The sequence below is a fragment of the Candidatus Omnitrophota bacterium genome, from assembly GCA_013791745.1.
GTDB lineage: Bacteria > CG03 > CG03 > CG03 > CG03 > CG03.
In genome coordinates this window covers 1-5547 of sequence record VMTH01000097.1, presented here as the reverse complement: position 1 = coordinate 5547, position 5547 = coordinate 1, and the positions used below count along the sequence as shown (strand labels likewise).

Here is a 5547-nt window from a genome sequence, read left to right as displayed (position 1 = left end):
GGTTGTCTTTTTGAAAATTGAAAGCCTTTTTCCATTATTACTGCACAATACCGCTGAAATATGCAGAAAGATTTTGTTTTTTAGAAGTCACACCTTCTTACAATAGAGTGGCTTTTGTGCTTGAGTTGTTTTATTGATATAAATAGTGACATATAAGGAGCTAAAATTATGATGACAGTAATTATTGGTGCATTTGCAGGGATTTTGTGTACAGTATCATTCCTGCCTCAGGTTATAAAAATTTATAAAACTAAAAGGGTACAGGATATTTCTCTGCTGACATTTTCTGTTTTCACAACAGGGGTTTTCCTCTGGTTTGTCTATGGACTTTTGATCGGAGATATCCCGGTTATTATTACAAACGCACTGATTTTCTTTCTGGCTCTCATAATTGTGGTTATGAAAATAAGATACAGCGAACAGAAAGGGACGGGGTCTGTTCATTAACTTATTGTAACTTTTGCTTTTTGCCATTTACTATTCAGCCTATATTTTTTATCATTAACGAAATATGCTGAAACTCGATAATTTTAAAAAGAAACGGATACTGGTCGTAGGCGACATAATACTCGACAGATTCATAACAGGAGATGTCCACCGCATATCGCCCGAAGCGCCGGTGCCGGTGCTCAAAGAATCCATAGAATCTTTCAAAGCCGGCGGGGCCGCGAATGTGGCCGTGAATCTCGCGGAACTCGGCGTCAAAACCTTTATGTGCGGCGCCGTGGGCAATGATTATTACGGGAACTTCAGTATCAGCCACCTGGTGGATTACGGGATATCAACATCCGCGGTAACAAGCGTGGCCGGATACCGGACGACTATCAAGACAAGGATCATCGCTCAAAAACAGCAGATGATAAGAGTGGACAGGGAAGATCCTCTTAAAGACCAGAGCGCGGATATCATCAAGTCAATAAAAAAAATGCTTGATAAAATGGATGCGGTGATCATAGCTGATTACGGTAAAGGCCTTATAACAAAAAAACTTCTGGAATATCTTATACCCGCTGCCAATAAACTGGGTAAGATAATAACGGTTGACCCGCAGACAGAACATTTTATGAGTTACAAAAAAGTCACCTGCCTCACTCCCAACCACAATGAGGCCGCCGCAGCCAGTGGAATGAAAACAGAAACGGACGAGGATGTCAAAACAACCGGCTTATCCATATTAAAGAAACTGGGATCAAAGAGCCTGATCATAACGCGGGGGGCTAAAGGAATGGCTGTCTTTGAAAAAGGCAAGTGCACTCTTATACAGACCCAGGCGCGTGAAGTTTTTGATGTGACAGGCGCCGGAGATACGGTTATAGCGGTGCTGACCGCCGCATTGTGTTCGGGAATGACACTTCTCGAAAGCGCGAAACTCGCGAATAAGGCCGCCGCCATAGTTGTCGGGAAATCCGGCACCGCGACAGTCTCACAAGAGGAACTTGAAAAATGAAGGCCGCCGGCGTCATTCCCGCGCGCTGGGCTTCAACGCGTTTCCCCGGAAAGCCCATGGCGAAAATACTGGGCAAAACAATGATACAGCGGGTCTGGGAACAGGCCTCAAAAGCAAAAACGCTGGATAAAATAATCATCGCTACGGATGATCTCAGGATTGCGGACGAGGCCGCGAACTTCGGCGCGGAAGTGCGCCTGACCGGAGAGGCGTCCTGCGGCACCGACAGAATACGCGATATCGCCCGGAAACTCGAATGCGAAATAGTCGTAAATATACAGGGTGACGAACCTCTGATAAACCCCTCCCACATAGACAAACTGGTGAAGGCATTCAGCGACAGGTCCGTGGGCGTGGCCACGCTCTGCACGGACATCAATGAAAAAGAATATCTCTCGCGAAACTGCGTAAAAGTGGTGAGCGATAAAAACGGCAACGCTCTTTATTTTTCCAGAGCCCCCATACCCTACGGCTCATCCAAGCCGGCAAAAAAACACATAGGCATATACGCCTACAGGAAAAAAATACTCCTTGATTCGGCGAAATTCAAAAGCCGTCTTGCCGAAGCCGAGGACCTGGAGCAGTTGAGTTTTCTGGAAAACGGCATAGGCATAAGGGTGATAGATGTGAAATACCGCGGAATTGCCGTGGATACGCCATCGGATATAAAAAAAGTGATCAGGAGGCTCAAATCATGAGCGTAAAAAAAGTGCGGGCCGGATCCGTGACGATAGGAAAAGGCTTGAGCATCATAGCGGGCGTGTGTTCCATAGAAAACAAAAAGCAGGTTTTTGACAGCGCCGAGGCCCTGGTGAAAATCTGCGCGAAGCACAAAGTGCCTCTCATCTTTAAGGCGTCTTTTGACAAAGCCAACCGCATGCAGGGCTCTTCATGGCGCGGCCCGGGAATGAAAAAAGGCCTTGAGATCATGTCGGAAACAAAAAAACGCTTCGGCTTTCCCGTGCTCACTGATGTGCACTGCGTCAGCCAGGTGGCTCCGGCATCCAAAATAGCCGACATCCTTCAGATACCCGCCTTTTTGTGCAGGCAGACGGATCTCATAACCGCGGTGGCCGGAGCGGGAAAACCCGTGAGCATAAAAAAGGGCCAGTTCCTCGCTCCCGACGATATGAAATTCCTCATAAAAAAAGCGGAAGAGGCGGGAAGCAAAAATATAATCCTCATAGAGAGGGGCAGCAGTTTCGGCTACAACAACCTCGTGGTTGATTTCCGCTCCATACCTATAATGAAAAAAAGCGGCTATCCTGTGATCTTTGACGCCACGCACAGCGTGCAGCTCCCCGGAGCGGGAGGCGGCCGGACATCGGGGAAAAAAGAATTCTGCCTGCCTCTTTCAAGAGCCGCCGTTGCCGTCGGAGCCGACGGCATATACGCGGAAGTGCATCCCAACCCCGCCGCGGCCAAATCGGACAGGGGCTCGGTCATGAGTTTTGACGAATTCGACAAACTGGTCGCGGCCGTAAAGGAGATAGCGGGATGAAAGTGAAAACAAGAACAGTCAAAGAAATTCTCTCAATAGAAAAAAGGGCAATAGAGGAAAATATAAATCCCGCCTTTGTTTCCGCGATACAGAAAAGCGTCAACCTGCTCTTCAAAAGGAAAAGCGGTAAAATAGCGGTCATGGGCCTCGGCAAATCCGGCCTTGTGGCTAAGAAAATCGCCGCGACTCTTTCTTCCACCGGCAATCCGGCTTTCTTCATACATCCCGGAGAGGCCGCGCACGGAGACATAGGCATGCTCAACAAAGGCGACAGCATAATAGCCCTGTCATTCTCAGGGGAAATAATGGAGCTGGCCAGCCTCCTGCCTCTTATCAAAAAACTCAGAATACCCGTAATATCCATAACCGCGAGGCCCGAATCGGCTCTTGGAAAAATAGCCGACTGCCTCATTCCAATCAAAGCCTCAAAACAGGCCTGCCCATTTAATCACGCCCCCACATCGTCAACAACGGTGATGATGGTGACAGGCGACGCGATAGCGATAACGCTCATGCAGAAAAAAAAGCTGCAGGCGCGGGATCTGGCACTCCTCCATCCGGGCGGCGTGCTTGGGAAAAAACTCTCCATGCAGGTGAGGGACATAATGCGCAAAGGCAAAGAGTGCCCCGAACTTAAAAAGGGCAGCTCCGTTAAAAAAGCTCTGTTTGAGATGACGCGCTCAAGGCTCGGCGCTGTGAGCATCATAGACAAAAACAGAAAACTCAGCGGATTTTTTACCGACGGGGATCTGCGGCGGCTCATGCAGGAAAAGCCGGATGTGCTGAACGAAAAAATAGAAAATGTTATGACAAAAAACCCCTTTACTGTGCTGGACACAACTCCGGCCTGGAAGGTTGCCGAAATTATGAACAGGCGCAATTTTGACAACATTCCTGTTGTTGATAAGTCGGGAAAGCTTGCCGGGATAATTGATGAAAGGGATCTTCTGCGCGAAGGCCTTGCCGGCTGAGTTAAAAATACCTGATTTCTTATTTGACGACGGAAGTATCAAAGACCTTGACAAAAATTCTTTCTTAATATACAATTATTTCTTATGGCCTGAGCAGCCAAAAACCGCTTGTTGATAAGGTGTTAATAAGATGTTGATAACTTGCTGGAAAATTGTTAATAAGGGCTGAAATTTGTGGATAATTTTGAAATCATATGGAAGAAAATTGTCAATAATCTCCGTTTAGAGATTACAGACGAGACCTATAAACTCTGGCTGGAACCGGCTATACCCACGAGCCTGGAGAAAGACAAGTTAAGCGTCAAGGTCCCCAACAAATTTTTTGTCCGCTGGCTCAGCGAGCACTACTGCGAGAGGATAGACAACATCCTCAAGTCATCCGATCCCTGCCTGAAGGTGGAATTTTATACGGACAAAGTGGAAAACAAAGTGGAGCCGGACTCCGTTGAGGCCCGTGAACTCAATGAAACGCTCTTTCTTCCGAAGAAGTTCGTTTCCAAATATTCTTTTGATAATTTCGTTATAGGGCAGTCCAATCATTTCGCCCACGCGGCGAGTCTGGCCATAACAAAAAATCCGGGGAACACCTACAACCCGCTGTTTCTTTACGGCGGCGTGGGCTTAGGGAAAACACATCTGCTAAACGCCATAGGTATAGAGATCAAAAAGCATTTTCCGGCGTTCAACATAATCTATGTCACCTCAGAGAAATTCACCAATGACCTGATAGAATATCTGAAGAACAACCGCATCGCCGAATTCCGCATCAAATACCGGAATGTGGACCTTCTCCTTATAGACGACATACAGTTCCTCACGGGAAAAGAAATGATCCAGCAGGAATTCTTTCACACCTTCAACGCTCTCTACGACAGAAGAAAGCAGATCGTCCTTTCAAGCGATTCAAGCCCCAAAGACATGGGTTCGCTGGAAGAGAGGCTGCGCTCACGCTTCCAGTGGGGGGTCGTGGCGGACATACAGCCGCCCGATCTTGAGACGAGAGTGGCGATAATCAAGAAGAAAATAGAAGCCGAGAAAATAAGCATTCCCGACGACGTTCTTTACTATATCGCCTCCAACATAAAAAACAACATACGCACACTTGAGGGCGCCATCCTTTCCATAGCCGCTTATTCGTCCCTGACCGAAACACGCATAACAATAGAGAAGGCCAAGGAATATCTGAAAACCGTAATAACGGAAAGCGACATAGAGAAAGACATAGGCCTTGATACCATCCAGTCGGTCGTGAGCAACAATTTTAATTTGAGCGTAGCTGATCTTAAAGGTAAAAAAAGAACAGAATCGGTGGTTTTTCCGCGGCAGATAGCGATGTATCTTTCGAGGATATTAACAAGCTACTCCACCACGGAGATCGGGGAATTTTACGGCGGGAGAGACCATTCCACCGTCCTGCACGCCGGAAATAAAATAAAAAATAAAATAACGAAAGACCCTTATTTCGCGGCATTGTTAAACAAAATCACCAAGCAGGTAAAAGAAAGTGCATAACTTGATATTTTTGAATTTTGCCGGGGAAAGGGGCAGGGCGGTTGAAAGTTGTCTACAGGTTATCAGTGTGAGCTTAAACGCGAAAAAGCCTGTAACACATGGCATTTTGGAAAGGG

At 47.0% G+C, this 5547-nt stretch carries 6 protein-coding genes; all 6 read left to right on the top strand.

Features of this window, described 5'->3' with window-relative positions:
- Positions 1-171: 171 nt before the first annotated feature.
- The 6 genes from FP827_04400 (at position 172) to dnaA (ending at position 5431) form a co-directional block, all read left to right on the top strand.
- Positions 172-447 (top strand): hypothetical protein, encoded by a 276-nt coding sequence (locus FP827_04400; GenBank protein ID MBA3052315.1) that lies wholly within the window; start codon positions 172-174, stop codon positions 445-447.
- A 64-nt stretch (positions 448-511) separates the two neighbouring features.
- Complete coding sequence (rfaE1, locus tag FP827_04395; GenBank protein MBA3052314.1) at positions 512-1447, top strand: D-glycero-beta-D-manno-heptose-7-phosphate kinase; 936 nt, start codon at positions 512-514, stop codon at positions 1445-1447.
- Complete coding sequence (gene kdsB / locus FP827_04390) at positions 1444-2145, top strand: 3-deoxy-manno-octulosonate cytidylyltransferase (protein ID MBA3052313.1); 702 nt, start codon at positions 1444-1446, stop codon at positions 2143-2145. Before rfaE1 ends, kdsB begins: the two co-directional genes overlap by 4 nt.
- Positions 2142-2948 (top strand): 3-deoxy-8-phosphooctulonate synthase, encoded by an 807-nt coding sequence (locus tag FP827_04385; protein ID MBA3052312.1) that lies wholly within the window; start codon positions 2142-2144, stop codon positions 2946-2948. The genes kdsB and FP827_04385 overlap by 4 nt, the downstream gene beginning before the upstream one ends.
- Positions 2945-3919 carry a KpsF/GutQ family sugar-phosphate isomerase gene (locus tag FP827_04380; GenBank protein ID MBA3052311.1) on the top strand — a complete coding sequence of 325 codons (975 nt, stop codon included), beginning with the start codon at positions 2945-2947 and terminating at the stop codon, positions 3917-3919. The genes FP827_04385 and FP827_04380 overlap by 4 nt, the downstream gene beginning before the upstream one ends.
- 174 nt (positions 3920-4093) lie before the next feature.
- On the top strand, positions 4094-5431 hold the full coding sequence (gene dnaA, locus FP827_04375; GenBank protein ID MBA3052310.1) for a chromosomal replication initiator protein DnaA: 1338 nt from the start codon (positions 4094-4096) through the stop codon (positions 5429-5431).
- Positions 5432-5547 lie beyond the last annotated feature (116 nt).

Excerpts from the sequence above, each read along its gene's own strand:
- FP827_04380 (MBA3052311.1), top strand. The coding sequence starts at position 2,945 with ATGAAAGTGAAAACAAGAACAGTCAAAGAAATTCTCTCAATAGAAAAA.
- rfaE1 (MBA3052314.1), top strand. The coding sequence starts at position 512 with ATGCTGAAACTCGATAATTTTAAAAAGAAACGGATACTGGTCGTAGGC.
- FP827_04385 (MBA3052312.1), top strand. The coding sequence starts at position 2,142 with ATGAGCGTAAAAAAAGTGCGGGCCGGATCCGTGACGATAGGAAAAGGC.
- FP827_04400 (MBA3052315.1), top strand. The coding sequence starts at position 172 with ATGACAGTAATTATTGGTGCATTTGCAGGGATTTTGTGTACAGTATCA.
- kdsB (MBA3052313.1), top strand. The coding sequence starts at position 1,444 with ATGAAGGCCGCCGGCGTCATTCCCGCGCGCTGGGCTTCAACGCGTTTC.